This window comes from Mesorhizobium onobrychidis, assembly GCF_024707545.1.
Classification (GTDB): Bacteria; Pseudomonadota; Alphaproteobacteria; order Rhizobiales; family Rhizobiaceae; genus Mesorhizobium; species Mesorhizobium onobrychidis.
Map to the genome: position 1 here is coordinate 6,952,128 of NZ_CP062229.1, position 26,969 is coordinate 6,979,096.

Sequence of the window (26,969 nt, forward strand, 5' to 3'; positions counted from 1 at the left end):
GTTCTCTCGTCGTGTTGTACAACGAGATGCGCCCGCATGGTGCGATCGGGCACAAGGTCCCGATCTCGTTGCTCAATCCCGATGGCGCCGCCAGCCCGCCATTATGAGAAAGCCGGGAAACTCTACCTTCCGGCGGTCCAAAGAATGGTATCGGAGCAAAATCGAGGCCGGACTCTAAACTCCGATGGAGGAGATTACCCGTGGCAGGTCAAACGGCATCAAAAGTGCACAACGTGGTCGTGCGAAACGCCACAAAGAAGAAGGACCGCTCCATGGAGAAGATTGCCGTCCCCAGGTTTTGAATTCGGAGACTACAGCCTGACCTTGTCTCCGATACTTTTCAACAACGAACAGAGCCAGGCCATTTCCACGGCAATAGCGCGCAAACGGGGATTGCCCGCCTTCGAGACACCTTGTTCGTGGTTGATCGTGCCACTCTTCCAGGGCGTGGGCGCAAGACCGGCATAGGCCGCGACCTGGCGCCTGTTCGCGAATTTCCGGAACAGGCCTTCGGATCACAAGGCGCCGGCAATACCGGGGCCAATGCCCTTGAGCTCGAGCAACATCCGAACCGGCTCCAGTGCGGAACCCGCGGCCGGAGCCTCCTCCAAGAGCGCATCACGCTCCGCCTTCACGGCCTCGATCTGCCGGTTCAGCAGCTCGATGACTTCCAGCTCGCGCTGGGCCAGCGTCTTGAGATGTTTCGGAAGCGGCCGCCCGTCTCCGGTGCGCAGAGCCTCCAGGCGTTCCCGGCGGTCCTTGTTCCGAGGCTCGTACCCGCCGACCCTTGCGCGAAGAACAGACCCTTCAACCGGTTTACATGACGGATACGCTCTCCGATCAGAGTCTTCAGTTCCCGGCAAAGGCGCCGACGATCCTCTTCTTCCGGTGTCGGTACGCAAACCATCGAACAAACCCGCGCTTCGCCCCTTTTCCACGCCATGAGTGTGCGAACAAGCGCCTCCCCGTCGATCCGATCTGTCTTGGCGCGGCGATGCCGGCGCGAAACCGCGATCGAAGCTGGGTCAACGACGTGGCTCTCGATCCCTTCCGCGACCAGGGCGCGGTGAATCCAGTAACCGTCCAGTCCGGCTTCCTGGATCACGATCACTGGGACAATCCGGCCGGTCCGGCGGTGGACATGGCGTTGCAGATCCGAAAACCGCTCCAGCAGCCCCGGCATATCCCTACCCCGCACCTGATGCCTCGACAGCTTGGATCCCAGGGGGGCCGCAAGTGTGGTCACCAGCCACGTCGAGCGGCTGAGCTCCAGAGAAACGAAAATCGCGCCGCACTCAACGGTCGCAATCGGTGGTCATTCTGGCAGTCCATGGCAAAGGTCTCCATCGAGAAAGTGAGCGATCCAACTCTTCCAGAGCTAGGCGCGCGCGTCTCCTCCTCATGGAATCTTGACATATTGCGGAAGGATCAGCTTCACCTCATGCCCAAACGACTGCAGCAGGCGTGCCCAGTGGTGCGAGCCCCCGCACGCTTCAATCGCAACCACCGTCGGCGGCAGCTTCTCAAAGGACGCCACCATCTCCTTGCGCCGCAGTTTTTTGCGCAGCACCGGCTCCTCAGCCGCGTTCACGCCATGGAGCTGGAAGACGTGCTTTGACGTGTCGATGCAAATACGAATAATTTGTTCCACGGACGGTCTCCTTTGCTTGAGATCTGCAACGACCTCATTCTGGCACATCGATGCCGTGCGGGCGCCGTCCACCTCAAATCATGCGGCGGCCCACGCGCTGACCGCGACGAGAAGCGAGTGACCCACGGAACGGTCCAGAAAAAAGTGCAGGAGCATCTTGACCTTAACGACCCCAATCAGAGAGGACTCTCAGAGTAGCCGCCGAACGGCGGCGACGATGTGATCCTTCGTCGGGTAGAAATCCTTCTCGAGAGACGGACTGAATGGAACGTGAATGTCCGGAGCGCTCAGGCGCAGGATCGGTCGCTTAAGCAGATCGAAAGCTTCTTCCGCCATCACCGCGACGATTTCACTTCCGACGTTACAGACGCGGTGCCCATTCTCAACGATTACAAGCCTTCCGGTCTTCGCGACCGAGGTTTTGAAGGCCTCATGGTCGAGCGGCTTCAACGTACGCGGGTCAATTACTTCAACCGAAATGCCTTCCTTGGCGAGCGCGTCGACAGCTTCCATCGTCGGCCGAATGGCGCCTGCGATAGCGATAAGGGTTACGTCTTTTCCCTCTCGCTTCACATCCGCTTTGCCAATCGGGATTACATGGTCCGGATCTGTGGGTACATCGCCCTTGAGCGGCCACAGGCGTTTCTCTTCGAAGACGAGCACAGGATCGCCGTCGCGAATGGCCGATTTCATAAGCCCCTTGATATCGGCTGCGCTGGTTGGACTGATGATCTTGAGGCCCGGCACATTCATGAAAAGCGGATAGGGCCGGTCGGCATGCTGCGCCGCCATGGACCCTGTCGAGAACATACAGCACCGAAACACAATCGGAATGTCGATCTGGCCTCCAGTCATATACCGCAATTTCGAGGCCTGATTAATGATCTGATCCGAGGCGAGATAGGCGAAGCTGGCAAATTCGAGGTCTACTATCGGTCGCAATCCGTTGATGGCAGCCCCGATTCCCATTCCAGTAAAACTGCCTTCTGAAATCGGCGTGTCCCAGATCCTGTTCCTGCCGAATCGCTCAATAAGTTTGTCGCCGCCATAGACCGAGATATCCTCTCCCATCAGGACGACGCGCTCATCACGATCCATTTCCTCCATCTGCGCCTGCATGAGCGCTTCGAGATAGGTCATCTGAATATGGGTGCCGGGCGTCGGGGCAAGTTTCTGCGCATCAGTTAGCATGTCGATCAATTCCTCTCCAGCCCAGCCGCGGAGCTATACTGGCCTGCAAGCGGCGAGTTGAACATGTAGTCAGGCAATGTCTCCGGCCGAGGCATGGGGCTGGCCAAAGCAAACTTTACTGCCTGCTTGACGGCTTCGGCGACCTCATCCTCGACTGCTCCCAGACTCTCTTCATTTATGCCTTCTTCGAGGAGTACAGTGCGATATAGCAAAATGGGATCGCGGTCGCGTTTGTGAGCTTCGACTTCTTCAACTGATCGATAAGGCTCCCCCGAAATCACCAATCCGAAACTGTGCTCATCGAACCTATAAGTATTGGCCACTATGAGGGTAGGTCCCTCGCCCGCCCGTGCTCGCCTGACAGCCTGTGCCGCAGCCTCATACACGGCGCACACGTCCTGCCCGTCAACTGTTACCCCTGGCATGCCGTAGCCCGCCGCCCGCAGAGCAATGTCCGGCTGCCCGTGGCTTTGCGCCAACGAGGTGGTGATTGCATAGCCGTTGTTCTCGCAAAGGTAGATGACCGGAAGCTTCCACAGCGATGCCATGTTGAGACTCTCATGGAAAGTGCCCTGGTTCACCGCGCCATCACCAAAGAAGCAAAGCGTAACCTGATCGACGCCCCGCACCCTGGCGCTGAACGCGCATCCTGTGGCAAGAGGAATGCCACCTCCGACGATGGCCGATTCGCTGATGATCCCGACCGAATTGTCTGCAAAGTGCATCGAACCGCCGCGCCCCTTGCAAATGCCGCCTTCCTTTCCCATCACCTCGGCCATGAGCGCGTCCAGATGGGCGCCCTTCCCAATCGGATGGCCGTGCGAACGATGCGTTCCGGTCATGGCGTCATCGTCCCGAAGGGCGAGACATGCCCCTACGATAGCGGCTTCCTGACCCACGCTCGAGTGGAAGAAACCAGGGATCTTGTCACCTTTGAACTGGCGCATACCCTCTTCTTCGAATCGACGGATGCGAAGCATCCGCCGATAAGCCTCTAATCTCTGATCACCGTTCAACTGCATGATCCAAACGTTGCTCCAATATCCAAGTAAAAGATGCCGCCTGGGGGGCAGAGCGCAGGCCTGTAAATGCATCGAGTATAATTCATCCACTTTCCTGGTTCTCTCAAAATCCGGAACAAAGGGCTTGCCGACAAACTATCGGGCCCGCAGCTGCCAGTGGTAATGGAATTGACAAGAATTGGCTGCTTTGCGGCCTCAGCTTTAGCGGCCTTCAGCGTTTCAAGGACGTTCTGCGGGGACGAGACGCCATAGAGGTCGGTCTCGCAGTTGTCGGAGAAACCTTCCAACTCGAACCACTTCTCCACCCCACCATTGTTGAGCAGGGCGGCGTAGCGCCAGGAGCGCATACCGAAGCCGAGATTGTCCTTGGCGACCAGCATGCCCATCTTGCGCGTGAACTCGCAGGGACGTTTTGGTTCCTCGTCTTCGTCACCCGAACGACCACGTCGGTATGGGTGATCTGAGTGCCTTTGGGGCGGCTCGGGCAGGGCGCTGGAACGGACAGGAATGAGGAAAAATTGGTAGTGATCGGATGTGTCCGTGTCGAAATAGGCGTGTGATACGTCAACTGTGAGAACGCGCAAAAGCCCCGGTTCGCCGAATTGGTTCAGCGCGTTGTAGAGGATTGCGAGTGAGATGCCGGCTTGGGCGGCCCTTTGATGGACTTCTTCGACACGCGGATCGGTCAAATCGGCGAGCGCCACGCGTTGGCGCGTCGGCCTCAGAACAGTCGTACACAATATAGCTGCCGAGCACGGATCTCTGGAGTGGACCATGTCCCGATGTTCAGCTGGCGCCTCTATGGAGCTTCGCGGTGTCAGCAATGTGCCTTGTTCCTAGCCTTCTACGCGCTTTTGGCGGGTTCCAGAGCGTCTGACGCAAGCGCCGTGCCATATGACTTAAGGCTAGGCAATCACACTACTTTTGCAGCGACGGGGCATCGCCCGAAGAAATTCGCAAACCTTCTTTTGTCCGAAGCTGGACAAGAATGTCGGAAGCCCGAACAAAAGGATGGAGCCCGGGCCGGCGCTACGGACAAGCGGCGTGGCCTGCCCCTGAAATGTCCTCGCTTTGAGGTCGGTCTGCGAGACCGGTAATTTCTCTGGGGTCAGGCGGCATGCAGAAGAGGCGGTTTAAGCTTGATTATTGCAGGCACGTTCGGTTCAGGCTGTCGAAACGGTGCCCGCAGCCGGTTGCGAAGTTCGCCATTGATCTCCGCCGCCCGGACCTGCATGAGCATATGCGCACCCTGGAGCGACCAGCGCATCTGCTGCTTCTTGACCATCCGCTTTCCGACGAGTGAAGTCACTGCCGACCGGGCGAGAGTGTTGGCGACGCGAAGCCCAGCCCGGTAGCGCTTTCCGTAGTTGACGATCGCACTGCGGTTCGAACGGACAGGTCAGGAGCTGCGCGCCGAAGCTGTGAAGCCGTGCGCTCCAGAACCTGTCTTCTTCCTGCGAATCCTTCAGTCTCGCCAGGAGACGCTCCAAGTCGCGGACCGCGCGATCGACCTGCCCATGCCAGAGACGCGATTTCGTGGCTCTGATGCCTCTGTCGATGGAGGTAAGGATTTCGGGGAGATCGGATCGGGATCGGGCCATGTGATCGGAGATCTGCTGCATGGGCTGGATCTTCATAGCGATGTGGAACCAGTCGATGATGTGGTCATCGGTTTCGGCATAGCGCGGGGCAGGCGCTTAGGAATTTCTGCGCCATCTGAAATCACGGTGCGTCGCCGAAGCCGCAATACCCTTCGCGCCGAAGTGCATGCAGAGTTCGGTCTCGGATTGGTTGTTGGTCGGTGCTGCCGGTGACGAAATAGCGGCCGCCGCGATCGCATTTGGCTACAACGAACTCGAAGTTTCTCGCTGAATTGGGATCGGCGCTGCGAACATGGGCTGTATCGATGCTGATGACGAACTCTTTGCGACGATCACCGGAAAGCTGCATTTCGAGCTGACGTCGTTCATCCGTTTGAAACCTCGCGCGCCATGTTTCCTGCGCGATCTGGCCGTCGAGCCGCTCGCCGATCCTGATGGTGCGCTTGCGCACAGTCGCGTGCGTCTCGGTGGCCTCAATGAGCAGGAAATCGGCGAGCACGCTCGCCGCCTGCCGGTAGGGCATAATGCTCCCCAGCCGAGCCGTCAATTGCGTCAGCTCTGGCGTCGCTGAGATCGGGACAGACTTCCTTCAGCGGCGCGAAGGCGCCGACCATGCCCGGGTAACACTCCCGGCACAGCATCCAGCGCGGATTGCGAACCTCAACGGTGCCGAAGACGGTTCGGATCCGGCGAGTCGTGTAGTCCTTGACTGGCCGGAACATATGGCAATCCGGGCAGATCCGGCGAACGAGGGAATATGTCTCCGCCTCGTGGCTCTTGTCAATCCGGACTTCTCTCAACGACAAACGTCGCCGAACTCGTTCTTTCCCTCGATCGTGATCGTCCATTCCACCACCATCGCTTTGTCTCCGACAAAACAATGCGGATGGACTGCTCGGACCTAACAACCCGTATTCGACCCCAGAAAAATTACCGGAATCGTCCAATGTACGACGATGTTGGACATGCGACATAGTCGGTTTAATCTATTGCCTTGTATCTAAACGATTTTTTCTTTGGCGCGCATTTTGCATCGTGTCATCCGCAAACGCGTCACGGATCGACGATAATCGTGCGGAGAATGTCGAGATGTTAGCACAATACTTTCTGCCACGGCCTACGTCAGGCCATCCTGCAGCAGGACGTTCCAGATGCTGATCAAGAAAGAAGCGGTACTCGCCAAAGAATAGTTGAGCCAAGGCTGCACAGGCGCTTTTGCCGGGGTTGTTCTCGGCGCGGACGCCTACTCTGCAACCGGTCCGAATCGGCCGGTTCTTGCATCTCCACAAAGGGCGCATTGTCACGGCAACTGGGGAGGGCGACCAATGATCTATGCTGGAATGATTTCGCGTATCCGTGCATTTGCCCTGAGCATGGCCGCGCTGCAAACTCTGATGACCTGGGAAGCGGCGGCCGTCGAGGTCCCTCGAGCCGAATCCGAGATTGGAAATTTCCTGCTGAGCAATGGCATCGAGGTGGTCGTCATACCCGATCACCGGGCGCCGATCGTCACGCACATGGTCCGGTACAAGGTCGGCAACGCCGATGAGCCACCCGCCAAATCCGTGCATGGCTCATTTCTTGGAACATCTGATGTTCAAGGGCACGGAGAAGCACCCGGCCGGCGAGTTTGGCGCAAAGGTCGCGGAGATCGGCGGCGAGCAGTACGCCTTCACTTGGGTCCGACTACACCGCTTACTTTCAGACGGTCACGCCGGAGGCGTCCGGGACCATGATGGAATTCGAAGCTGACCGGATGCGCCACCTCGCACTCACCGACGCGGTGATCGTTCCGGAGCGCAATGTCGTTCTCGAGGAGCGGCGCTCGCCCGTCGAGGACGATCTCAACCAGCTTCTCGATGAGGAGATGCAGGCGACCTCATCAACCATCCTTACCGGTACTCGGCCGGATGCACGACATGGAACAGCTCAATTGCGGGGGCGCCATAGCCTTCTATGATCGCACCATGCCCTCAACAACGCCATACTGGTCGTGGCAGGCGACGTGGACTCCGCGACGGTGCACAAGCTGGCGAAGAAGACCTACGGGACCATACCGCGCGGCCGAGACCTGCCGCCGCGGGTGGGGCCGCAGGAGCCGGAGCAGACCGCGAGGCGGACGTCGTGCTCAACCGCCCCGCGCGAGCCGTGCCGAGCTTCCAGAAGTCCTGGGTGGCGCCTTCAGAACGACCGAGCCGGGCGAAGCGGAAGCCCTCGATCTTCTGTCGGAAATTCTCGGCGGAGGACCGCGCAGCCGAATCTATCAGGAATTGGTGGTGAAACAAGCCTTCCGGTCAGCGCCTATTTCCAGGGAACGTCGCTCGATCCGTCGAGCTTCACGATTTATGGCTCGCCGCGGGGCGAGGCGAAGATCGAGGCGGTGGAAGACGCGATCAACGCTGAAGTTCGGAAATCATCGAGGCCGGCGTTACGGATGGCGAGCTCGAGCGGCCAAGAACCGACTCGTGCGCTCGATGATCTTCGCACGCGACAGCCAGGCGGGGGAATGGCCAACATCTACGGGGCGGCACTTGCCATCGGCAGTACTGTGGAGGACGTGCAGGAATGGCCAGAGAGGATTCGCGGGGTAACGGCGACGGAGGTGCAGTCGGATGCCAGGAAGTATCTTGATCCGGACCGATCGGTGGCGGGATATCTGCTGCCGCGAGAAAGCGCATGAGATTGAAAAGCAATGACGATATTCAACCGATTGTCCCTCGGGGCCACCAAGCGTGGGTCGGGCCGGGACTGCGATGAATGTTCGTGTAAGAGAAGCAGACAGAATCTTGCAATGTGGACCGCGAAGGGCAACGAATCCCGCCGCAGGTATCGGAAATGCGCGAAGGGCATCTAGTTGTACCCGATCGTCCCCAGTTGGGGCACCGAGCCAATCGAGGCAGCGCTAGCCAAGCATCCACCAGCGAATTCAAGATGGCAACCCAGAGGAGCAAAGCCAATGATGCATCCCGATCTCATGAAGCGTTTTGACCTTACCGGCCGTTCGGCGCTGGTCACCGGCGGCGCGCGAGGCATCGGTCTGGAAATTGCGCGCACGCTAAGGATGGCCGGCGCCTCGCTCACGCTAGCCGATCTCGACCTCGACGCTACCAGGAAGGCCGCAGCCAATGTAGGTCCCGACGTCGGTGCCTTCCGCTGCGACGTCACCGATCCGCAGTCAGTGCGCGACCTAGCCGCAGCGATCGGCCCTTGCCTGGATATTCTCGTTAACAATGCCGGCGTCGGACGCGAGGGGCTGACGCGAGAAACAAGTGACGAGGACTGGCGGTTCGTGATCTCCGTTAACCTCGACGGCGTGTTCTATTGCTGCAGGACCTTCGGCGCGGCGATGGCTGAGCGCGGTTCGGGCAACATCGTCAATATTGGCTCGATGTGCGGCTTCATCGTTACGAAGCCGCAGAACGGTCCAGCGTACCACGCTAGCAAGGCCGGCGTGCACATGCTCACAAAGACCTTCGCCTGCAAATGGGCACTATCGGGCGTTCGCGTCAACGCGGTCGCTCCAGGATACATCCCCACGAAGATGACCAGTAGCCCCGGCGACGACATTTCGACCTGGGTCGAACTCACGCCGATGGGCCGCTTGGGCCGCACGGAGGAGATCGCAAATGTCGTTCAGTTTCTCGCTAGCGACGCCTCCAGCTACATGACCGGCGCAGTTCTTAACGTGGATGGAGGGTACACGAGTTGGTAAGTGTAGAATGACGAGGATATCCTTAAGGGCCTCGTACGTCCTTCTGCCAAGAGACCGGTAATTTTTCTGGGTCGAATACGGGTTGTTAGGCCCCTTCGTCCCGATGCGCCGACTCAAGCTCGTCCAGGACGCATCGGCCAGCATTGTCTCGGCTGCGATCGACAGCGTGTCAGGAATCGGTTTTTGCGCGGGCGACCGTGGCAGGCGACCGGAAAGATCAGAGACACATCGACCGGGTAAACCTTCTGGTGCCTGGGGATGCCGACGGCCCAGCGAAACTTTGCGTGCACTGAGTCCATAGCGGAAGGTGGAAGAGAGGCCTTAGCCGGCATCGGCAAGCACGGTTCCAAACCGCACGCCGACTGCCGTCAGCCGATCGATCTCTTCGAGCGCCATCTCAGGCTTCGTCCGTGCGTTGCGCCAGATCTCCAGCACGCCGGCATGCTCCATACGCGCGGGATTGGTCGACCAGCTTTCCGACGGAACAGCCGCAGGCCCACCGCTACGGGGATCTCGTCGCGGGCATGCGTCAGCGACACGAGTGTCTGGCAGTTGGCGTTCTTGCCAAGCGCTGAAACATATAGCGGCGCCACCCGTTGACCTGCCAAAGTAATGCTGAAACGGGAGGCTGTTGTAAGTTCCAGACGGGGGTCCCGTTTGTTTGGATGCCGATCAGTCCAAATGCGGGGTCCATGCCTAATCACATCTCGAAATCGCGCGCGACTATTTCTTCGGAACTGGGGGCGGAATGATTTTGGAATCAGGGGGCGGATTACCTCCGAATTTACACTCTGGTTGAGCGCCCTCCCAACCTTGGTAGGAGCGTGCATCTTTGCGCCTGCTAATCTGCCGCTCGCAGGATTCAATCACAAAGGCATATGCGAGAAGCGTTGGGTACGGGCGGCTATGATGTGCGAGCGGGATTCTTCTCCCTTTCAGAGGCCGATATCTCCGGTCTCTGCTTCGAGAGAATTCGTGCGCGTGCCAGTGATGATATGAGGCACCAGGTGCCCCTGTGGCTCCACGAAACGTTCCGATTGGGAGAATACCGGTGATCACGCGTCAGACCGAACGTTTAATCCTCACCCCAATACAGCGCGGACACGAGGCAGAGTTGTTCAAGCTGCACAACGATCCGCTTGTGCAGAAAGCGATCTTCAAGGATGTGCCGCAGACCACTGAGGACGTGCACGAATGGCTCGATCGATACTCGGCCCAGTGGCGGAAGAACAGCTTTGGCGTCTGGCTGGTCTACGAAAAGTGCAATGCTGGACCGATGTTCATCGGTCGCTGCGGTCTGCAAGACTACGAGGACACTACCAATCCCGAATTTGCTTATGCATTTTTCGAACATGCGGCCGGACGAGGGCTGGGTCCGGAGGCCGCACGCTTCACCATCACACATGCCTTGCGAAACTCGACCAAGGAAAAGGTTGTCGGCTTTATTGCGCACGGCAATGCACGGGCAGATCGGGCAGCCAAGAAACTTGGGCTGCGCTATATCGATGACCGCTTGTATTACGGAAAGCTTTACCGATACTACGAAATTACCCGGGAAGAGTATTTTTCACAACCTCATCACTAACACTACGTTGGCAGTTTCATCGACGGCTCCCTCGAGACCGTATGCGGCGCGAGCGGGTAAGGGCGCGTGTCGGCTCGGCTCAAATGATCGAACGCCGCACAACGACAACGACGACATTGGACGCCATATCGACCTGACAGTCCGGCGGCACCAGCTGTGGCTGATTGCGGCGGAGAGCCTCTATTCCATGCAGGCGACCCGCCCCGCCAGGCCGCTCTGGGAGCAATTGCCGACTCGGGACGCTTTTTGATCGACGAGGCACATACCAACGGGTGCCTATGGACCGGGTGGCAGCGGCCTTGATAGGGGCGATGCAAGGAACAGGAAACGCTTGACGCCTTCGCTCGCGAGCGCACGGGAGCCACCCTTTATAGTCGAGCCGCTTGTCCTCGGCGCGGACGGCATGCGAATGTATCAACGTATCCGCCCAGTCTCCTCACCCGACTGAAACGGATCGCGAAGCCTCTGACGAGATGGTGACCGGGACTGGGGCCGGACGGGAACGTTGTTTACCTGCGAGCAGGCCGGCGTCTCGCCGGGCATCATATGCAGGTCAAATGGGTTGACGGGCGGTGCGGTCTCATTTGCCGCCACGTCATATTCGAGGCGCATTATGTTCACGATATCTCAGCCGAACCTTCTATCACAGAGCTTCTACGCGGCCAACCCAATCGCCTGCGTAGCGGTCGAGGCTCTAATCGCCGCTGGATGAAAGTTCAGTGACAGGTCAACGGCAAGGACGCCCGCGTCGGAGAGAAAATCAATAAGCTCGAAGCCATCTCTCTTAAAGCAGTCGGCGGGTCCACCGAGGTTCAGATAGCCGCGATCCCACAGATCGGCTTCAATGATCCGCCAGCGGCCGATCAGTTGGCAGCCCGCGGGCGCGGTCATGTCGGCCCCGCCAGCCGCTTCGGCAATCGCACCAGATTGTAGGCGGCAGCCGCGAAGATGAAGGCCCATCCGACGCGGTCGCGGCGACGCAACTTCTGCCCGGCGACGGTTTTGATCCAGCCGAACGCCTCTTCGATGCACTTTCTGATGCGCTGGCTGACGGCATAGCCACCGTGGCGCGTGGTGCGGCGATCGATCGCGGAACGGCGGCCGTTCGTGTTCAGCGCCACGTGCGGCGCGTCACCTTCATTGAGCGCAACTCGTTGATGAAGTCCTCCGCGTCATAGGCCTTGTCGGCGCCCAGCGTGATCGCCTGCGGCCGGTCGGCGCAGGGTTCGATCATATGCAGTGCGGCCACTCGCTCGGCATGCCCATCGGCCAGCGTCAGGCAGGCATCGACCAGCAGACCATGGCGGTTCTCCATCAGCCCGTGCCCCATGAAGCAGAGCTTGGCCTCCTTGCCACGCCCCTTGCGGTAGAGCCTGGCATCGGGGTCGGTGGTCGAAGCATGGGTCTCGTTCGACCGTTGCTGGCCATGGAAGACCGCTTCCGCGTTACGCCCGCCGTCCTGAGCCGGCGGCTCGCCTGAGCCATCTTCGCCCGAACCGTCCTTCGGCTTGAGGCTCTTCATCGACGCCCAGGCCTCGATCAGCGTTCCGTCGACCGAGAAGTGATCCGTGGAAAGGAGCTTCTTCACCCGAAGTCACAGGCGATGGCCATGCCGAATTGCTCGACGACGGCTCGATCGAGATCACAATCCCTTCGGTGACAATGAATCATCGTTGCAAACCGATGGTGAGCGCCTTTTTCAACAGCCCGCTAGGGATGCGACTCAAAAGTCCTCTAGCGCCGCGATATAAAAAATCTCATCGTAGTAATACACATTTCTTTCACGCCGTCGCAGCCAATATTGTCTATTTTGCTTAAACTATTCGAACCTATACCATCACAATTCTATGATTCCGGCGCTAATCGCCTTTATAGCTGCGAGCGTTCTGCTAGAGACATCCAATTTTCTCATCACATTCTTTATGTGGAAATTGACAGTATTATCGGAAATCTCTAGAATTTTTCCTGTCTCCCACGACGATTTTCCTCGCGCTACCCACGAAATACACTCCTTTTCTCTTTGAGAGAGACTGGTAGGCTCTTCGGCGCCACTCGAATTCGCGAACTCGGCGACCCTCGAAAGGAAGTGTATGGCGGCAAGCTCCAAGTATGTTATAGTTATATTTTCGAATTCGCGGTCCATGACCCGAGCAAAGCTAACAACTGCAAAGCTGCCATCGGGGCAGTGCAATGGAATGCTAACGCCTGACCTTAAGCCGAACGTCGCGGCCTCCTCGAAAACGCGCCGTTCGTCTTCAGTCGTGCTTGCGTCATTGTACACCTCGCTCCAGCGAAAGGCTCCTGTCCGCTTTCGACTCGTCTTAATGATAGGGTCTATTTTGTCGTAGCCCATCTCGAAATAGCGCTGCTGCCACTCGTCAGGATAATTCAGCATGACCCGACGATCGCGCCGAGGCGTTTTCAATAATTTATGGTCGGGAGTAGGAGAGCCATATGCGATCCATGGGCAATCAAAATTCAGGGCAAAAGCACATACTAGGTCGAACAACTTCTCGGGTTGAGCAACACCGTCAGCCTGGTCTAGAAATCGGCCGAACTCGACCGCAAATGCCTCCTTGACGGCCGTTCGCAAGTCCGTCGAGGGGACCAAAGAAAACTGGTTGGAAACTCCGATTGCCAGCCTGGAGACTGCAGTCATTCGCGGGCTTTCCATAGTCTCTGCTCTGCAGCCACTTGCGCCTGGTGTGTTCACTGGTGCACAAAGCTGCCGGGTTTACGGCGCCGTCTTCGGCAGACGGGCACCGCCAAACCACTATTCCATCCTCGCGCGCGATAAAGTTATTTTATGTTAAGTTTAGTTTTTGGAAGCTTTGTGAAAGTGGATAGATTGAAAAAATCTTGGATATAAGGCGTTTTGGCAGTCGGTCTTCGTGTAGCATATTAGGTGCGTTCTCCTGATTGCGTTGGTTAGCCGGCGCCATTGCTTCGCTATATGCCAGATGATGCTGGCGGGAGAGCCGATCACGGATTAGGTTTCCCACCGCTGTGACGGCGCGTGACGACGACATGGGCGACGCGATCCGGCAGCCGAATTCAGGAACGGCGCCATCGACCAATTCTTCGGCAGCACGCAGGGTGATGACCTGGCGCACAGTGAAGAGCTCCGGCTCGGGCGTCAGACGCACCCCACCCGCTCTCCGGAATAGACCAGGTCTAATACACCGACAGTTCTGCTGCTGTTCCGCATCGATGACGACGTCGTGATCGATGCAGGTTCCGGGAATACTGCGGAGCGCGGGCGGAGATCAGCGTTCGTCACAGCCGTGCGGACCTGAACGATCACCTGTCCACTGCTGGCGTGAGTTGCCCAGGCAACAGACTGCGCGTCGAGGCTTCCCCGATCGACGCTGATACAAAACTGCCGCGCAGCAGCAAGGCGCGGTTCTTCTCTCGATGGACGTTGACCTGATCTTCGCTGCGAATGCCAAATCGGGAAGTAGGACAAGACCACGCGCGGAATGATAGCCGGCAGCGTGGTCACGATGATTGCAAGGCTCTCAACGATCATCCCCAGCGGGAGATAAGCGACGCACAAATGCAGGATAGGCTCCAGTCGCGACAGCGGGTCAGCGTTACTGGCACTCAGACATAGGATAGAACGAACTGAGCAATAAGGATGCCGGTCAGGATAAGGGTGAGCATCCCGTGGTGGCCGCGTTCGCCTCGAAAGTCTCCCGTAGCATCATCAGTTGCGCGCAAGCGCAACCGGAGATCGCGGCAAACGAACCGCCTCGCCAGCCAACATAATTTTGGCCCACTATTGTCGATTACGGGTAATACCGGCAATTGGTGGACTTGCACCCTGTTGCACGGCTCGAACTATTCTCTAGAATTCAATAGTGAACAGGGCCATAGCCGCCACGCCCGCGGTGCGGTCGAACTGGGATGTCGGCAGAGGTTGGTTCAACAGATTGGCGATTTCCGCGCATCTTTGAACGCTTCACCCTGAGCGATGCTGCATGACTGTGGTGGAGGCGGAACTTCTCGCCCGCACGATCGTCGCACACGAATCCAGCCACCAGTGGCGAGTTGCAGACGGCCAGCGAATTGTGACGTTCCGCCAATGCAATAATTGCCGGGCTGGAAGAAAGAAAACTGTTCGTCTCATCTCGGAGCTGTGCGGATCGCGCTGAGCTATTTGGAGTCTGCATTCGAAGGCCCTGAAATCTCCATCTGGCGATCAGGATCCATCCATCCTGGAGATGCGTTTCATCGAAACAATCGATTTTACGAAGAAGTAACGGACATGAAAAGACGTCGCTCGGGAGGCAACGTCTACAGAGGTTACTCCCGTCATGCGGAAGATGGAATGGAAGTCCTTCCAGAGCTGATGCCGACGGCACACGGCACTCGATGCAAACCCGCATGCCTTCTTAACATCACCAGAGGCTCAGACTCCAGCTAAGACGGTCATACAGTGTTGATTGCACCGCGATTGTAGCGCGCAGTTAGTCATTCCCACGCGCCGTTGACCATTCCAATCAAACGCGCCATCACGGAATATCAGGAATGAGTTCACCCCGGCGTACGGCATTTATTACAGGTATTACCGGCCAGGACGGCGCATTGCTTGCCGAACTGCTGCTTTCGAAGGGCTACATGGTGCACGGCCTGAAGCGACGGGCCTCGCTGATCGGGAATACCCAACGTATCGACCACCTCTATCAAGACCCGCATGAGGACCATCCCGACATGGTCCTGCATTACGGGGACATGACGGATGCGACAAACCTGATCCGTCTCCTGCAGGAAACGCAGCCCGACGAAATCTACAATCTCGCTGCGCAAAGCCACGTGCAAGTTTCTTTCGAAACCCCCGAATATACGGCCAATGCCGATGCGCTCGGCACGCTGCGGCTGTTGGAAGCGATCCGCATTCTTCGCGTCGAGGACAATACCCGATTTTACCAGGCCTCCACATCCGAACTCTTCGGTTTGGTCCAGGGTGTCCCACAGGGGGAGACTACCCCGTTTTATCCGCGCTCGCCGTATGCGGTGGCGAAGCTCTACGCATACTGGATCACGGTGAACTACCGTGAGGCATACGGACTGTACGCCAGCAACGGGATTCTGTTCGATCACGAAGGACCGACGCGCGGCGAAACCTTCATCACGCGCAAGGTAACCCGTGCAGTAGCTGCGATTGTGGCCGGCAAGCAGGACTGCCTCTATCTCGGAAACCTGGAGGCAAAGCGCGACTGGGGCTCGGCGCGCGACTATGTCGAGGGCATGTGGCGGATCCTGCAGCACCACGAGCCTGACGATTTCGTGCTCGCGACCGGCGAGACGCATTCGGTCCGCAGCCTTGTCGAGGCTGCCTTCAGGCGAGTCGGCAAGGAGATCGTATGGGAGGGCAAAGGCGTTGACGAGGTGGGCCGCGAACGCAGGAGTAACCAGGCGCTGATCCGCATAGACAAACGTTATTTCCGTCCGACATTGACCTGCTGATTGGCGACGCCTCTAAGGCGGCCACCAAGCTCGGCTGGAAGCCAAAAGATCACCTTCGATGAGCTCGTCTCGGAAATGGTCGATGCCGATTGCCGCGCCTGCGGAATCACATCGACTGACGTGAAAGCAAATGATTTCGCCGGAGGGCAAACGCATCTGGTCGCCGGCCATCGCGGCATGGTTGGGTCCGCACTGGTACGCCGGCTGTCAGACTTGCCCGCGGTAAAGGTCCTCACGTCGGACAGTCGTGATCTCGACCTGACCGACTGCGCAGCGACGACTGCCTGGTCCACGCACAACGTCCCGACCTGGTTTTCATGGCAGCCCTCAAGGTCGAGGGAATCGTGGCCAATAACTAACGTCAAGTCGGCTTCCTCCTGGACAATCTCACGATCGAGCTCTCTACGATCGCGGCCGCCGCATTCGAGGCGGGCGTCGAGAAGTTTATGCTGCTCGGCTCGTCCTGCATTTACCCCAAATTTGCGGCACAACCGATCTAGGAAAGCTCGCTGATGACCGCCGCTCGAGCCGAAGAATCAGTGGTACGCGATCGCCAAGATCGCCGGAGTGATGCTGTGCGACGCTTACCGTCAGCAGGTCGGGCGTAGCTTCATCTCGACTATGCCGACAAACCTGTACGGGCCGAATGACAATTTCGACCCGTTTGTGAGCCATGTGGTGGCCGCGACGATTCATAAGATCGTTGTCGCACGGAACGCCGGGAGGAATCGCGTCACGATGTGGGGTAGCGGGTCGCCGTTGCGCGAAGCGGAGATCGGGTTCGCGATTCTTGCTGAGCGGCGTCGGCACACAGATGATGACCACGTCCGTTTCGACATTTCCCGAGAAGTCCATGGTGGCTTGAAACCTTGCCTCTGCAAGCGCTCCTCAACGAGCGCCTTGGCGTCAACCTCAAGCACGGATGGATCTCGTCAGTGGCAATCCCACCGGATCGCCACCGTCAGGCGACGCTAGTCCATGCCGTTCCGTTGAGGCGCGGACCATTCGATCGCGATCGAGCGCGCGGCGTCGCGAATGCCGAGACCGGGCTGAGCGGATGGCCCGAACGGGGCGAGTTGAGCATGTGTGCGCGCTGAAAACGATCCAGCGTGTTGGGCGGGCATTTCTGCCCACTGCTGGCCGCAGACCACAACGAGGAAGAGGATTCGGAGGAAAAGAAGCACGGACGCTGGTGCGCCAGTTCTCCTCTCCGCCAAAAGTCTGGGCTCGTGCGCTTCAATCATGTCGATGCGGCTATAACGCTCCGGTCCGAGAGATGTGCCTCTCAGCTCTTCGACCGAAAATAGTGGGACACTCGCTCTTTCGCCAGACAAGCGCCTAACAGCGTTGTCCCTTGACGCCGGCGCGCATTTCGCCCGAGCTCCTCCGCTGATTGAGCTGGTACAGCCCCGGATCGATGGTGACCGGGTGGAGCATAGCGCCCCGGTCGGACATTTGCCTGAGCGGCGGAGACCTTCGAGGCGCAACCTCTTCCGCACGAGCGAGATAGCTGAGCCAGATCTATCACTTTGCCTCGAAACGGTTTTTCATTTGGCATGGTACATGCGTTCTCATCCGCAAACAACGTCATGGACTGAGGAGAAATCGTCCCATGATCACCTCCCGAAAAATACCGCCGCCGCGGGTTTCCCGGCCATCCAAAGATGACGCTCGACCAACCTGCAGACGGCTCATCTGGCTCGGCGCTGTCCGCCGATCCACCTTCTCCCACAAGGGCAGACGGGGGAACAGCGCCTTTGTCCGGCATCATTGTCAATGAGCGCGACCTCAAGGCAATCGCCCAGCGCAAATGGCTGCGCGCGATCTCCGGCACGCATCCTTATTCGAGGCCGAACGAAGGCACCAAGGAGAGCCTCGTCGCCATCTCACAGGCTGATCTAAGCGCAGCTTGATCCAGCACAAACGAATTTCAGACATGCACCAAGACACCGTCCGGGCGAGGCTTTCGCCATGCCCCTGAACAACCCGGCCTATCCGGCCGGCCCATACCGCTTCCGAAACCGGGAGTATTTGATCATCACATATCGCACCGATCCGCAGAAACTGCGCGACGTAGTGCCGGAGCCGCTTCAGGTGCGCGAGCCGTTCGTGAAATTCGAGTTCATTCGCATGCCGGACTCGACCGGCTTCGGCGACTATACGGAAAGCGGGCAGGTCATCCCTGTTACGTTCCGCGGCCGCAAGGGCAGCTACACCCATTGTATGTTTCTCAACGACCACCCGCCGATTGCCGGCGGACGCGAGCTGTGGGGCTTTCCCAAGAAGCTCGCGAGTCCGACTCTTCGCACCGAGACCGACACCCTGGTGGGCACGCTCGACTACGGCCCGGTCCGCGTTGCGACCGGCACAATGGGCTACAAGCATAGAGCCGCCGACCTCGCGAGCGTGAAGGCCTCGCTCGCCGAACCGAACTTCCTCCTCAAAACATCCCTCACGTCGACGGCACGCCGCGCATCTGCGAGCTCGTGGAGTACCACCTGGAGGAAATCAATCTGCAGGGCGCCTGGACCGGCCCGGCAGCCCTGAACCTCTGGTCACACGCGCTGGCCCCAGTCGCCGAGCTGCCGGTGCTGGAAGTCGTTTCGGCGGTTCACATCGTCACCGATCTCACGCTCGCGCTCGGGAAGGTCGTCCACGACTACCTCGCGGAAGCCGAGCCTCGCTATCGGAAAGGAAGAATCCATGAACTTGCAGAATGAGATCTTATCGAACAAGCGCGCCGACGGAGCCGGTGGCCGGCTTTTGGACAAAGTGGCGGTAATCACCGGAGCCGCGAGCGGCATCGGCAAGGAGATTGCGCTCAGCTTCGCCCGCGAGGGAGCAAGAGTGGTCCGCGGATCTTGATCACAGCGCTGCCCAACACGGCGTCCGGGATCGATCCGATGGGCAAACGTGCACTCGGGGTTGGCATGGATGTCAGCAACGACGAGCAGGTGAAAGCGGATGGGGCAGGCGATCGAAACCTTCGGGCGCCTCGACATCCTGGTCAGCAACGCCCGCGTCCAGATCATGGCGCCGCTTGTCGAGTGAGGCGGCCATAAAGGATATCGCGTGTTCGCGCGGTGCGGTGTCCCGGATGCCCGAAGTTGCGCGACAGTTACCCAAGGCAAGGAGCCAAAATATGTGCGGCATCTGTGGATGGATTGATTTCGATCGTGACCTAGGAAGTCCCGACGCGCGAAGGGAGCTTCCCGACATGACGGCCGCCATTGCCTATCGTGGTCCGGACGACGAGGGGACTTGGATCGACGGGCCTGCGGCACTGGGACACCGCCGCCTGGCGATCATCGATATCCAGGGCGGTCGCCAGCCGATGACGCACCAGGAGGACGGCCGACCGACGTTGGTGCTCGTTTACACGGGCGAGACTTACAACTACCGCGAGCTGCGTCAACGGCTTGCCGCCCTAGGCCATCGGTTCGACACGAGCAGTGACACCGAGGTGGTGCTGCGCGCCCACCGCGAGTGGGGCCACCGCGACCCCCGCAGCGCCGTGAGCGAACTCAACGGGATGTTCGCCTACGCACTCTGGGACACCGCCAAGCGCGAACTGCTTCTCATACGCGACCGGCTCGGCATCAAGCCGCTTTACTACTACCCCACCGAGCACGGAGTGTTATTCGGCTCCGAGCCAAAGGCGATCCTCGCCAATAGTCTCGCGGAACGGGCCATAGACGCCGATGGGCTACGTCGCACGCTGTGCCCCATCGCCGACCCGTCAAGCACCGTGTTTCGCGGCATGCGTGAGGTACCGGCCGGCCATATCGTCCGCGTGACCCGCGACGGCATCCAGCAGATGAGCTACTGGCAGCTCACCGACAGTGGGCACACCGACGACGTGCCTACCACCGTTCGGCGCGTCCGCGAGTTGCTCGAGGACACGATCCAGCGGCAGCTCATCGCCGACGTGCCGCTGTGCACGCTTTTGTCGGGCGGGCTTGATTCCTCGGCCATGACCGCGCTAGCCGCGCGTTTGAGCGACGGACGGACCCGGTCCTTCGCCCTAGACTTCGTCGGCTACACCGATAACTTTACCCCCGGCCCGGAGCGCGCGACACCCGACGGGCCGTACGTGCAGGAGGTCGCGAAATTCGTGGGTACCGACCACACGGACATCACGTTGTTTGCGGACGAACTCATGGACCCGAACGCGCGGGCCGCCACCCTCCACGCACGCGACCTGCCGTTGACTATGGGCAACCTTGATAGCTCGCTCTACCTGCTGTTCCGGGCCATCGGGCAACACTCGACGGTGGCCCTGTCTGGGGAGGCGGCCGACGAGGTTTTCGGCGGCTACTCGTTTTTCCACGATCCCGCGCACGTTCAGGCGGACACGTTTCCCTGGTTGGAACTTAACGACGGTGTCGCACTGCAATCCCTAGATCCCGGGCTCGTCGAGAAACTCGACCTCCCCGGCTACCTCGACGAGCAGTACCGCAGGGCACTTTGCGGAAGTACCCGCCCTGACCGGGCCGGCCGCGGCCGATCCGCGCGAGCGTCGCATGCGCGAGATCTGTTACCTCGTCCTCACGCGTTTCCTGCCGACGCTGCTCGACCGCAAGGACCGGATGAGCATGGCTTTGGGTCTCGAGGTGCGGGTCCCTTTCTGCGACCACCGCCTCGTCGAGTACGTGTTCGGCACCCCATGGGCCCACAAGACTTTCGATGGGCGCGAGAAGAGCCTGCTGCGGGCCGCCAGCGCGGACCTGCTCCCGCAGTCGGTGGTGCAGCGAGTGAAGAGCGGGTATCCGGCTATCCAGGATGCCACCTATGATAGAATGCTGCGCACGCAGTTCACCACGCTGCTGAATGACCGCAATGCGGCAGTGGCACCGCTGTTGTCCGTCGACAGGTCCCGCGCGTTGCTCGATGCGACCGACAACCTCAGGGGGGTAGAGCAAATCCTGACCCTGCAGGATTTCCTGACCGATTACAACGTGAGCTTCACCATCTGAGACGACAGAACACGCAAAAGGATAGCAAGGGGGTCCGGCGTCCGAACGGCGTTGGGCTCCATGGCCAGGAGGCGGCGGGCCTGATATCGGGTGGCACTTAATTATCAGCATGCTGGAAAGGAATAACTTCCAAGTGCGATATGCTAATAAAAACAAAGACTTCGCCCTTAAGATTGTCGAGCCTCAGCCGTTGCGGAAGGTGTAGCCATAACCGTTGATCGCGGGCCCGCCGCCGAGATGCGCGTACAGCACCCTCGACCCGGCCGGAAGGAAGCCTTTCTGAATGAGATCAATCATCCCTTGCATTGACTTGCCCTCGTATACGGGATCCGTAATCATCCCTTCAAGCCGCGCACACAGGCGGATGGCCTCCTTGGTTTCCTCGGATGGAATGCCATAACACGGGCCCGCGTAGTCCTCGAGCAACACGACGTCATCCTGGACGAGTTCCGTTCCGAGCTCGATGAGCGCCGCTGTATGTTGGGCAATGCCAAGGACCTGCGCTCTGGTCTGGGCGGGGGTAGCAGAGGCATCGATACCGACCACCTTGCGCTGTCGACCGTCCTTAGCAAACCCGACGAGCATGCCGGCATGTGTTGACCCAGTGACCGTGCAAACGACGATGTAGTCGAAAGCAAACCCAAGCTGTTGTTCCTGGGCGCGCACCTCCTCGGCGAACCCGACATAGCCGAGGCCGCCGTACGGGTGAACGGATGCGCCGGCTGGTATCGGATAAGGTCTGCCGCCCCTTGCCTTCACCTCATAAAGCGCTTTTTCCCAGCTGCGGCGGATACCGATGTCAAAGCCCTCGTCGACCAAGTGCACCTCTGCTCCCATGATGCGGCTTAAAAGAATGTTGCCGACCCGGTCGTAGACGACATCCTCGTGTGGTACCCAGCCCTCCTGAACCAGCAGACATTTCATGCCGATCTTGGCAGCGACCGCTGCGACCATCCGGGTGTGGTTGGACTGCACGCCGCCGACGGTGACGAGCGTATCGGCATCTGACGCGATCGCATCGGGGATGATGTATTCGAGCTTGCGCAGCTTGTTTCCGCCGAATGCGAGACCAGAGTTGCAGTCCTCGCGCTTGGCGTAGATTTCCACCTTGCTCCCCAGATGCTTGCTGAGGCGGTCGAGCTTCTCGATGGGCGTTGGTCCAAAGGTGAGCGGATAGCGTTCGAACCTTTCCAGCATGTTTTCTCCAGCAAAAGGTAATTAAGCTGAACCAGCTTCGGCCTCAGTCATGAGCGTGTTTGGTTCAAGCCAGCGGCATCTGAGGCGGTGCAGAAGAGCCTCATCATCATTGCCAGCGTCTCGTTCGATCGAGACGAAGCAACCCGCATGCCGGCGTGCTGCGACTTTGCCTATATGTCTAGGCAACTCGAACGCTCGCCTCCCGCCTTTGGACGGTCAAGGATGCGCCTCTGCCCGCTTCAAGCGCACCAATTCTTGAACGGTCAGCTCGATGTCCAGGTTGATCCGAAGTGGCCTGAATCTAAGTTCGAATTTCTCAATTCGCCACAACGGAGCGGCGATAAATACCGCCCATCCGAATAGCTGAGGCACATCGTTCATTGGTCACCTCATGAACATCTGTTGGCTGCTATCCAACTTCCCTGCCCTACCGAAATGCTCCGCCCTTTCATCTGCTCGACAAGCACAGCTGGACCGCCAGAGCAGAAAGAGCACGCTTGCGAAATACACCACCTGGAGCAGCAACGAGCAGGCCATCGTAGTAACGATCGCCAGAGGGATCGAATGGGAAGCGAAGTAAACAATCATAGCGTTGCCGCAAAAGACCAGCCCTAAGAGCCGACAAAACACTATGAAGCGCAACGCCGTTCTCCTGGTCTCGTCTCGTTAAATCCTGCTGCTCATGCTGCGATCTGGTCGGCCGCGACATGGGTCTGGCAGTTCTTAGGGCAGACGCGCCCGCAGGCTCCGCAACCAATGCATCGGCCGGCATGGTCGACGACCATGATCATGCGATTGAGCTCACCATCGAAGTCGCCGTCACCGCCGTCGCAGGCGCCGAGGATTTCACCAGCGTCATCGACGCCGTAAAGATGCATGACCTCGCGCGAGCAGACCTTGAAACAGCGGCCGCAGCCGATACAGATCTTGCCATCTATAGCGGTCAGATATTCCGGCACCCATGTGGAGCCGTCGCGGCTGATTAATGTGCTCGTCATCCTAATTTCTTCATTCTAGCGAGCTCTCTCCTGGCACCATCCAACTCGGCATAAACGGCGTGCGTTTTCTCGGCGACCTCCTCTATGTCAGTCCATTTGACCGGGAGACCCTCAGCAAGGTCGCGCAAGTTCGTTTTAGCAATTGCCGCGCGCAGCTGCAGCTTTCGGACTTTCTTCACCATCTCATCCAGGTTTGACATAATCCTCCCTCGAAATCCGTTTCTTCCGCGCCACGTCGGCTATAACTGCAGTCGCATCGTCGACCAGTTTCGTACCGGCATCTGCGAGTTTCCGGAAAGTCTCGAAGCCGAACCGGTGGACGTCTCGACAGAACGACCACTGCCGACCGTAAAAAGCACGCGCCCGTGGCGCCGCTCCTCGATCGCGAGCCCGCTCCGAAGTAAAAACATGTCGAGCCTCCACAGCGCGTTCGGATCCGGATCGCCAACGATCGGATTTTCCGGCGCAGCTCCTTGGTGTTGATGAGGTCGGCCAGCAGCTCGGTGTCCGATTTCCCGTGGCATGAGCCGTGGAAGTCCTGAGCACGAACCAGCCGCACAAGGCATTCTACTAAAGGGTGGCCAGGGCCGCTTGCCCCTCGTTGACAGTAGGGCTAAGCGCGGTGTGAGACATTTCGTTTTCCTCAATTTCAGTGCTCGTCCTCGAAAGACGATTTCTGCTTTCGGAACGCGGACGTCTGGTCCGCTTGCGCAGCCGACGTCCGGCTTGGCCGGGCCGTTTCCACGTAAATGCCGTCCTTTTGGCCGACCTTGAGCAAGTCCTGGACTGTGACGTCTTCCACGACGGGCCAAATTCGCGTCGAGTATTGCGCCCGCGGCGATCCGGTTGAAGGTCACTGAGGCCCGAGCCTTGACCTGCAGCGAACGATCCACCCTGTGCTGCATGGACACACTTACAGCGGGCACGCCGCAGAACTGGCGAATTGACCAGGGTTCCATTCCACATGTGATCCCTTTGCGATCTTTGCTCATCATGCGATTGCGCTTTGATTTTCAGGAGCCTTGTTTTGCGGAACCACGCAAAGCCGCGCGTAGCAGGCGTTCTCACCCGTGTAGTTGGCCAGAGCTTGGAGCAATGGGGTAAGGTAGTACTGTTTGATGTGGTCCGGCATCGTCTCCGGACCACCCAGAGACTTCAGTGCCACCTCGATCAACTCGATCGCGCGATCTTTGTTGCCGCTCTCGTAATAATATTGAGCGACCGGGACGTACCAACGGAATTTAAGGGGTCCGTCGCCTTGCGGAGGGTTCAGTGTCAGGATCTGTTCCGAGAGCTTGTCGCCCATTGCGATGCGCTCAGCACGCGGGAGATGGGAGTTGTCCATCGCGGGATCGAAGAGTTGGTTCAGGGCCATGACCATCCAAGACACGGCCTCGAACTTTTTGTCGATCGCGTCCTCAACTAACTGTCGCAGGGCTGGCAAGCCGGTCTGCATGTCGCGCAGCTTGTGAAGGAGTAGATCCACATGAGTCTCCCGGAACCCGATATAATCCGGCATCAACGCGAGGCCTTCTTCGATGGCCAAGAGTGCTGCCGTCCAATCCTCGGCCTGCATCGCCGGCTGAAGTTTGGCATATATCGGTTTGGTCACCGATAGTTCGCGCGCTGTGCGTTGGTTACTAGCGATCCGGCCGATATCGGCCGCTTTGGCATCATCGCTGCTGCGCCAGCTTCCGTTCAGAACATTCGGTAGAATGTCATCGAGTTCCGACGGGTGTCCGATGAAAGCGATGTGGCCGTCGCGATCAACGACGAACGTGGCGGGAATCCCGAGAGAAGAACTGGCTTCCATCCATAGTCTGTTCATTTCGCCGGTGGAATCGAACGCGATCCGATAATTCAGATTCGGGAACCTCTCGGTCAGCCACGCATCCAACTTGGTCCGCGCCTCGTCCGCGGTTGGAGCCTGTTCGCTAGCTGCGACTCCGACGACCTCAAATCCGCGGTCTTTATATTTCTCTTTCACTTCCACCAAATGCGGCATGGCAGCCACACAGGGTCCGCACCAAGTCGCCCAAGATTCAACAAGGTACACCTTGCCGGGCTGAAAGTTGGCGAGGGGCTCGCCACGCAGCCAGTCGTCCACTTTGATCGGAGGAGCCGGGGACTCCATACGCAACACCATGTTGTTCTCCAAAGCTATTCCCACATCTTTCCTGCCGATAATGCGGAGCTGGTTCTTCTCTCAGAGACGGAATGCACCGGTTAGGAAGACCATCGTTCGTCTTGCCCGTTCGAAATGCGGTCAGCCCTCATCTTTATTGCCGCATCTCAACTAGCAAAGGCCGTGCCAGCGCGCTGGCGCGCGCAGTAACTGTATGGTTAGGCTTGGGAAAAACTCTACGGCACCTACACGGCCGGTTTGTCGTGAATCTGACATGTTTTCTGCCGCTGTTGAGTTGTGGACACGCATCGCTCATGCGTCAGTCGCTTAGGACAGCGAACAGCTTGGCCGTCTTGCCTGTGGTGAGATTGGCACCGGCTCATCGAGCAGCAGCACTTCGGCGCCCTCGAAGTGCGCGGACGACTGGGTTCCCGCGTGCACCGAATGCCTCCCTCGGCCATGGCTGATCTTTTCTCCCAGACCCGAGTTGATTAGCCCAGCGCGTCGGGTGCGAGCCGGATACTGCGTATGCTGTTTCGCTGAACGCAGAACCAGCATTCGCGATCCGATTTTTCGCCACAGACCTTAGCTTACGAAGCAATGCAGGTTCCACCACTGCGGTGCTCGGCTTAGCATCTGCTCCGCTCGTGGGCGAAGCGGATGCCGCCGTCGCCATGAGGGGTAAGCCCGACGATGATGATGCGGCCCAGCCTGCTTTTCCCTGCTATTGCCGTCGAGGAGTCCCTGGATCTCGCCCGGCGCCATGCGTATCAAGCGACATCCGGAAGTGATCCCTCGGCGACACTTAAAACTGCCCCCCTGGTTGATGGAGTGTGGCTCGGTGCCGGAGTCCACAGGAGGGACCCGCGCGTAGCGGAGCGCCTCCACGCGGCTGGCGGAGCGGAGCGCGGGAGGTACCTGTGGGCCTCCAGGTGCCGGCACGCCGGGGCGCAAATCTGTCGGCTATCGTGCGTCATGAGCCTTCTCCAGGTTGAGGTTGGCTGAGTTGAAGATACCGGCACGGCGCTTCTCGCGCAGGCGGTAGCTGTCGCCGCGAACGGTGATGACATGGCTGTGATGGAGCAACCGGTCGAGGATGGCTGTGGCCACGACCGGATCGCCGAACACCTCGCCCCATTCGCCGACGGACCGGTTCGAGGTGATGAGCAGACTGCCGCGCTCGTAACGTCTGGAGACGAGCTGGAAGAACAGGTGCGCCGCGTTGGGATCGAACGGCAATAAGATCGCGTACGGTGGGAAAGTGGGCGATCATGCTGGCCATCTCGATCCGGCACTCCTCCTTGCGGGGGAGCGATCAACTGCTTTCCTCATGCCAAAGACGGGTGCTTTGTGGAGAGCTTTGCTCCGTCTGCCGACGTGATCTCGCCGAACCTAGCGGCTCGCACTGCGCAGGGCCTGCGTCTCCATCCGACGCGATTGTC

General features: G+C 59.0%; 24 protein-coding genes and 11 pseudogenes. 13 read left to right on the forward strand and 22 right to left on the reverse strand.

What is annotated here, in order from left to right; genetic code table 11:
• Positions 1-353 precede the first annotated feature (353 nt).
• The 8 genes and pseudogenes from IHQ72_RS34360 to IHQ72_RS37335 all read right to left on the reverse strand — a co-directional run.
• A pseudogene (locus tag IHQ72_RS34360) lies at positions 354-1,309 on the reverse strand (IS110 family RNA-guided transposase); the annotation flags it as partial.
• Positions 1,310-1,408: 99 nt separating this feature from the next.
• A pseudogene (locus IHQ72_RS34365) lies at positions 1,409-1,651 on the reverse strand (IS110 family transposase); the annotation flags it as partial.
• Between the two features lie 189 nt (positions 1,652-1,840).
• Positions 1,841-2,842, reverse strand: coding sequence for an alpha-ketoacid dehydrogenase subunit beta (locus IHQ72_RS34370; RefSeq protein WP_258124035.1), 1,002 nt, complete (start codon positions 2,840-2,842; stop codon positions 1,841-1,843).
• A gap of 5 nt (positions 2,843-2,847) precedes the next feature.
• On the reverse strand, positions 2,848-3,864 hold the full coding sequence (locus IHQ72_RS34375) for a thiamine pyrophosphate-dependent dehydrogenase E1 component subunit alpha (RefSeq protein ID WP_258120219.1): 1,017 nt from the start codon (positions 3,862-3,864) through the stop codon (positions 2,848-2,850).
• A 188-nt stretch (positions 3,865-4,052) separates the two neighbouring features.
• A pseudogene (locus tag IHQ72_RS34380) lies at positions 4,053-4,265 on the reverse strand (peroxiredoxin); the annotation flags it as partial.
• 707 nt (positions 4,266-4,972) lie between these two features.
• Positions 4,973-5,149 (reverse strand): hypothetical protein, encoded by a 177-nt coding sequence (locus IHQ72_RS37325; protein ID WP_374120306.1) that lies wholly within the window; start codon positions 5,147-5,149, stop codon positions 4,973-4,975.
• A gap of 437 nt (positions 5,150-5,586) precedes the next feature.
• Positions 5,587-5,988, reverse strand: coding sequence for a hypothetical protein (locus tag IHQ72_RS37330; RefSeq protein ID WP_374120307.1), 402 nt, complete (start codon positions 5,986-5,988; stop codon positions 5,587-5,589).
• 463 nt (positions 5,989-6,451) lie between these two features.
• On the reverse strand, positions 6,452-7,036 hold the full coding sequence (locus tag IHQ72_RS37335; RefSeq protein WP_374120308.1) for a hypothetical protein: 585 nt from the start codon (positions 7,034-7,036) through the stop codon (positions 6,452-6,454).
• Positions 7,037-7,058: 22 nt separating this feature from the next.
• On the opposite strand from IHQ72_RS37335, the gene IHQ72_RS37340 reads away from it, so the two are divergent.
• From IHQ72_RS37340 to IHQ72_RS34395, 4 genes are all read left to right on the forward strand, one after another.
• Positions 7,059-7,217 (forward strand): hypothetical protein, encoded by a 159-nt coding sequence (locus IHQ72_RS37340; protein ID WP_374120309.1) that lies wholly within the window; start codon positions 7,059-7,061, stop codon positions 7,215-7,217.
• Entirely contained in the window at positions 7,198-7,425 is a 228-nt protein-coding gene (locus tag IHQ72_RS37345; RefSeq protein WP_374120311.1) for a hypothetical protein, read from the forward strand. Before IHQ72_RS37340 ends, IHQ72_RS37345 begins: the two co-directional genes overlap by 20 nt.
• A 546-nt stretch (positions 7,426-7,971) precedes the next feature.
• Positions 7,972-8,145 carry a hypothetical protein gene (locus IHQ72_RS37350; RefSeq protein WP_374120313.1) on the forward strand — a complete coding sequence of 58 codons (174 nt, stop codon included), beginning with the start codon at positions 7,972-7,974 and terminating at the stop codon, positions 8,143-8,145.
• A gap of 276 nt (positions 8,146-8,421) precedes the next feature.
• On the forward strand, positions 8,422-9,177 hold the full coding sequence (locus tag IHQ72_RS34395; protein ID WP_258120220.1) for an SDR family NAD(P)-dependent oxidoreductase: 756 nt from the start codon (positions 8,422-8,424) through the stop codon (positions 9,175-9,177).
• A 90-nt stretch (positions 9,178-9,267) separates the two neighbouring features.
• Here the strand turns inward: IHQ72_RS34395 and IHQ72_RS34400 are convergent.
• Positions 9,268-9,770 (reverse strand): annotated as a pseudogene (locus IHQ72_RS34400) (transposase); the annotation flags it as partial.
• A gap of 458 nt (positions 9,771-10,228) precedes the next feature.
• Here IHQ72_RS34400 and IHQ72_RS34405 point away from each other — a divergent pair.
• Positions 10,229-10,762, forward strand: coding sequence for a GNAT family N-acetyltransferase (locus tag IHQ72_RS34405; protein ID WP_258120221.1), 534 nt, complete (start codon positions 10,229-10,231; stop codon positions 10,760-10,762).
• 505 nt (positions 10,763-11,267) lie between these two features.
• Positions 11,268-11,474, forward strand: coding sequence for an aminotransferase class III-fold pyridoxal phosphate-dependent enzyme (locus tag IHQ72_RS37355; protein ID WP_374120314.1), 207 nt, complete (start codon positions 11,268-11,270; stop codon positions 11,472-11,474).
• Here IHQ72_RS37355 and IHQ72_RS34410 read toward each other — a convergent pair.
• The 4 genes and pseudogenes from IHQ72_RS34410 to IHQ72_RS34425 form a co-directional block, all read right to left on the reverse strand.
• Entirely contained in the window at positions 11,417-11,653 is a 237-nt protein-coding gene (locus IHQ72_RS34410; protein WP_258120222.1) for a hypothetical protein, read from the reverse strand. The genes IHQ72_RS37355 and IHQ72_RS34410 overlap by 58 nt on opposite strands.
• Positions 11,650-12,353 (reverse strand): annotated as a pseudogene (locus tag IHQ72_RS34415) (IS5 family transposase); the annotation flags it as partial. The gene IHQ72_RS34410 and the pseudogene IHQ72_RS34415, both read right to left, overlap by 4 nt.
• A 246-nt stretch (positions 12,354-12,599) precedes the next feature.
• Positions 12,600-13,421 carry a LuxR family transcriptional regulator gene (locus tag IHQ72_RS34420; RefSeq protein WP_258120223.1) on the reverse strand — a complete coding sequence of 274 codons (822 nt, stop codon included), beginning with the start codon at positions 13,419-13,421 and terminating at the stop codon, positions 12,600-12,602.
• Positions 13,422-13,566: 145 nt separating this feature from the next.
• The gene (locus tag IHQ72_RS34425) at positions 13,567-13,908 is read right to left on the reverse strand and encodes a hypothetical protein (protein ID WP_258120224.1); all 342 of its coding nucleotides are present in this window, start codon (positions 13,906-13,908) and stop codon (positions 13,567-13,569) included.
• Between the two features lie 1,384 nt (positions 13,909-15,292).
• Between IHQ72_RS34425 and gmd the strand changes: the two are divergent.
• The 5 genes and pseudogenes from gmd to IHQ72_RS34455 form a co-directional block, all read left to right on the forward strand.
• Positions 15,293-16,327 (forward strand): annotated as a pseudogene (gmd, locus tag IHQ72_RS34430) (GDP-mannose 4,6-dehydratase); the annotation flags it as partial.
• A 474-nt stretch (positions 16,328-16,801) separates the two neighbouring features.
• Positions 16,802-16,939, forward strand: a pseudogene (locus IHQ72_RS37360) (NAD-dependent epimerase/dehydratase family protein); the annotation flags it as partial.
• A gap of 1,049 nt (positions 16,940-17,988) precedes the next feature.
• The gene (locus IHQ72_RS34445; RefSeq protein ID WP_258120225.1) at positions 17,989-18,144 is read left to right on the forward strand and encodes a hypothetical protein; all 156 of its coding nucleotides are present in this window, start codon (positions 17,989-17,991) and stop codon (positions 18,142-18,144) included.
• A gap of 23 nt (positions 18,145-18,167) precedes the next feature.
• Positions 18,168-18,951, forward strand: a pseudogene (locus tag IHQ72_RS34450) (acetoacetate decarboxylase).
• The gene (locus IHQ72_RS34455; RefSeq protein ID WP_258120226.1) at positions 18,935-19,096 is read left to right on the forward strand and encodes an SDR family NAD(P)-dependent oxidoreductase; all 162 of its coding nucleotides are present in this window, start codon (positions 18,935-18,937) and stop codon (positions 19,094-19,096) included. Before IHQ72_RS34450 ends, IHQ72_RS34455 begins: the two are co-directional and overlap by 17 nt.
• A 72-nt stretch (positions 19,097-19,168) precedes the next feature.
• Here IHQ72_RS34455 and IHQ72_RS34460 read toward each other — a convergent pair whose 3' ends face one another.
• A complete protein-coding gene (locus tag IHQ72_RS34460) occupies positions 19,169-19,291 on the reverse strand; it encodes a hypothetical protein (RefSeq protein WP_258120227.1) in 123 nt (40 codons plus the stop codon).
• A gap of 82 nt (positions 19,292-19,373) precedes the next feature.
• Between IHQ72_RS34460 and asnB the strand changes: the two are divergent.
• Positions 19,374-20,636 (forward strand): annotated as a pseudogene (gene asnB / locus IHQ72_RS34465) (asparagine synthase (glutamine-hydrolyzing)); the annotation flags it as partial.
• Positions 20,637-20,754: 118 nt separating this feature from the next.
• Positions 20,755-21,207, forward strand: coding sequence for an asparagine synthase-related protein (locus tag IHQ72_RS34470; RefSeq protein ID WP_258120231.1), 453 nt, complete (start codon positions 20,755-20,757; stop codon positions 21,205-21,207).
• Positions 21,208-21,390: 183 nt separating this feature from the next.
• On the opposite strand, the gene IHQ72_RS34475 is transcribed toward IHQ72_RS34470, so the two are convergent.
• From IHQ72_RS34475 to IHQ72_RS34510, 8 genes and pseudogenes are all read right to left on the reverse strand, one after another.
• A complete protein-coding gene (locus IHQ72_RS34475; RefSeq protein ID WP_258120232.1) occupies positions 21,391-22,404 on the reverse strand; it encodes a 1-aminocyclopropane-1-carboxylate deaminase in 1,014 nt (337 codons plus the stop codon).
• 216 nt (positions 22,405-22,620) lie between these two features.
• Positions 22,621-22,785, reverse strand: coding sequence for a hypothetical protein (locus IHQ72_RS34480; RefSeq protein WP_258120233.1), 165 nt, complete (start codon positions 22,783-22,785; stop codon positions 22,621-22,623).
• A 3-nt stretch (positions 22,786-22,788) separates the two neighbouring features.
• Entirely contained in the window at positions 22,789-22,992 is a 204-nt protein-coding gene (locus IHQ72_RS34485; RefSeq protein WP_309508983.1) for an exopolysaccharide production repressor protein, read from the reverse strand.
• A gap of 92 nt (positions 22,993-23,084) precedes the next feature.
• A complete protein-coding gene (gene fdxB / locus IHQ72_RS34490; protein WP_258120234.1) occupies positions 23,085-23,402 on the reverse strand; it encodes a ferredoxin III, nif-specific in 318 nt (105 codons plus the stop codon).
• Positions 23,399-23,602: a CCE_0567 family metalloprotein gene (locus IHQ72_RS34495; protein WP_258120236.1), complete on the reverse strand. Its 204-nt coding sequence runs from the start codon at positions 23,600-23,602 to the stop codon at positions 23,399-23,401. Before IHQ72_RS34495 ends, fdxB begins: the two co-directional genes overlap by 4 nt.
• A pseudogene (locus IHQ72_RS34500) lies at positions 23,586-24,035 on the reverse strand (DUF269 domain-containing protein). The gene IHQ72_RS34495 and the pseudogene IHQ72_RS34500 overlap by 17 nt, the downstream one beginning before the upstream one ends.
• 358 nt (positions 24,036-24,393) lie before the next feature.
• Complete coding sequence (locus IHQ72_RS34505) at positions 24,394-25,548, reverse strand: TlpA disulfide reductase family protein (protein ID WP_258120237.1); 1,155 nt, start codon at positions 25,546-25,548, stop codon at positions 24,394-24,396.
• Positions 25,549-26,490: 942 nt separating this feature from the next.
• A pseudogene (locus IHQ72_RS34510) lies at positions 26,491-26,766 on the reverse strand (ATP-binding protein); the annotation flags it as partial.
• Positions 26,767-26,969: the final 203 nt, after the last annotated feature.

Bases quoted from the DNA above. Each gene is read 5' to 3' on its own strand.
- IHQ72_RS34480 (WP_258120233.1), bottom strand. From the start codon at position 22,785: ATGAACGATGTGCCTCAGCTATTCGGATGGGCGGTATTTATCGCCGCT.
- IHQ72_RS34475 (WP_258120232.1), bottom strand. From the start codon at position 22,404: ATGCTGGAAAGGTTCGAACGCTATCCGCTCACCTTTGGACCAACGCCC.
- IHQ72_RS37350 (WP_374120313.1), top strand. From the start codon at position 7,972: ATGGCCAACATCTACGGGGCGGCACTTGCCATCGGCAGTACTGTGGAG.
- IHQ72_RS34395 (WP_258120220.1), top strand. From the start codon at position 8,422: ATGATGCATCCCGATCTCATGAAGCGTTTTGACCTTACCGGCCGTTCG.
- IHQ72_RS37345 (WP_374120311.1), top strand. From the start codon at position 7,198: ATGATGGAATTCGAAGCTGACCGGATGCGCCACCTCGCACTCACCGAC.
- IHQ72_RS34460 (WP_258120227.1), bottom strand. From the start codon at position 19,291: ATGGCCGCCTCACTCGACAAGCGGCGCCATGATCTGGACGCGGGCGTT.
- IHQ72_RS34505 (WP_258120237.1), bottom strand. From the start codon at position 25,548: ATGGTGTTGCGTATGGAGTCCCCGGCTCCTCCGATCAAAGTGGACGAC.
- IHQ72_RS37325 (WP_374120306.1), bottom strand. From the start codon at position 5,149: ATGGTCAAGAAGCAGCAGATGCGCTGGTCGCTCCAGGGTGCGCATATG.
- IHQ72_RS37335 (WP_374120308.1), bottom strand. From the start codon at position 7,036: ATGCACGGATTTGGCGGGTGGCTCATCGGCGTTGCCGACCTTGTACCG.
- IHQ72_RS34470 (WP_258120231.1), top strand. From the start codon at position 20,755: ATGCGCGAGATCTGTTACCTCGTCCTCACGCGTTTCCTGCCGACGCTG.
- IHQ72_RS34455 (WP_258120226.1), top strand. From the start codon at position 18,935: ATGAACTTGCAGAATGAGATCTTATCGAACAAGCGCGCCGACGGAGCC.
- IHQ72_RS34485 (WP_309508983.1), bottom strand. From the start codon at position 22,992: ATGATTGTTTACTTCGCTTCCCATTCGATCCCTCTGGCGATCGTTACT.
- IHQ72_RS34420 (WP_258120223.1), bottom strand. From the start codon at position 13,421: ATGACTGCAGTCTCCAGGCTGGCAATCGGAGTTTCCAACCAGTTTTCT.
- IHQ72_RS34495 (WP_258120236.1), bottom strand. From the start codon at position 23,602: ATGTCAAACCTGGATGAGATGGTGAAGAAAGTCCGAAAGCTGCAGCTG.
- IHQ72_RS37340 (WP_374120309.1), top strand. From the start codon at position 7,059: ATGTTCAAGGGCACGGAGAAGCACCCGGCCGGCGAGTTTGGCGCAAAG.
- fdxB (WP_258120234.1), bottom strand. From the start codon at position 23,402: ATGACGAGCACATTAATCAGCCGCGACGGCTCCACATGGGTGCCGGAA.
- IHQ72_RS34410 (WP_258120222.1), bottom strand. From the start codon at position 11,653: ATGACCGCGCCCGCGGGCTGCCAACTGATCGGCCGCTGGCGGATCATT.
- IHQ72_RS37330 (WP_374120307.1), bottom strand. From the start codon at position 5,988: ATGCCCTACCGGCAGGCGGCGAGCGTGCTCGCCGATTTCCTGCTCATT.
- IHQ72_RS34375 (WP_258120219.1), bottom strand. From the start codon at position 3,864: ATGCAGTTGAACGGTGATCAGAGATTAGAGGCTTATCGGCGGATGCTT.
- IHQ72_RS34370 (WP_258124035.1), bottom strand. From the start codon at position 2,842: ATGCTAACTGATGCGCAGAAACTTGCCCCGACGCCCGGCACCCATATT.